General features: G+C 46.9%; 2 protein-coding genes. Both read right to left on the reverse strand.

The window, feature by feature from the left end; translation table 11 throughout:
* Positions 1–40 precede the first annotated feature (40 nt).
* Positions 41–673 (reverse strand): peptide-methionine (S)-S-oxide reductase MsrA, encoded by a 633-nt coding sequence (gene msrA, locus A3756_RS19970; RefSeq protein WP_082865364.1) that lies wholly within the window; start codon positions 671–673, stop codon positions 41–43.
* 42 nt (positions 674–715) lie between these two features.
* On the reverse strand, positions 716–988 hold a 273-nt coding region (locus A3756_RS28025; RefSeq protein WP_197481406.1), incomplete at its 5' end, for a hypothetical protein.

Genomic DNA, 988 nt, shown 5'->3' on the forward strand with positions numbered 1-988 from the left:
AGGTGCGGACAGTGTTTTTTCCAGGGGCTTTACCGCATTACTAGAACAGCTCGACCCCACAGCCACCTAAGCCACAGTAGCCGTCGGGATTCTTATCAAGGTATTGCTGGTGATATTCTTCAGCATAGTAAAACTCAGAGGCTTGTTTAATCTCGGTAGTGATTTCGCTAAACCCCCGCGCTGTTAGCGCTACTTGGTATTGTTGTAGGCTTTCATTAGCAAGTTTGCTTTGTTCGTCATTGAAGGTGTAAATGCCTGAACGGTATTGTGTTCCCTGGTCGTTACCTTGGCGCATGCCTTGTGTTGGGTTATGCGCCTCCCAAAATGTTTTTAGTAAGTCTGAGTATGATACTTGGGACGGATCATAAGCGACTAATACCACTTCATTATGGCCTGTCGATCCTGAGCAAACTTCTTGGTAGCTTGGGTTGGGCGTAAAGCCCGCGCTATAGCCTACCGCCGTAGAATAAACTCCTGCCAGTGACCAAAACTTTCGTTCGGCGCCCCAAAAACAGCCCATGCCAAACATTGCTTGTTTAATTCCAGAAGGAAAGGGGGGCAGCATTGAATTGCCAGTGACGGTATGGGTGGCGCTAATGCTAATTGCCTGATCGCGCCCTGGTAAGGCGTTTTCGGGTTTGATCATTTTGGCTTTTTCGGGCTTAAAAAACATAGGGATCTCGTCGCTTGGTGTGAGAAATTTTAAACTGCAGGCTTAGGGTGTCGCTAGTAATTGCTTCGCTTGGCGCACTCTCAACATGACATCATTATGATCCTCTTTCCTGATATGAGCTTGCACTAGCCTGGTTTTGACGATGACCGTTACCTTCTCTGCATCTTCCACAGTTCGGTTATGTGCTTTAAGCACTATTGCAATCTCCTCAGCACTGGCTCCCTGGTTTTTCTTTAATAGCTGAATAATATCCTTTGCACACTGCTCTGCAGCCGGGTCGGGTTTGCTCATGCTTTTAAAAATTAATACGGCGAT

The organism is Oleiphilus sp. HI0086 (genome assembly GCF_001635225.1).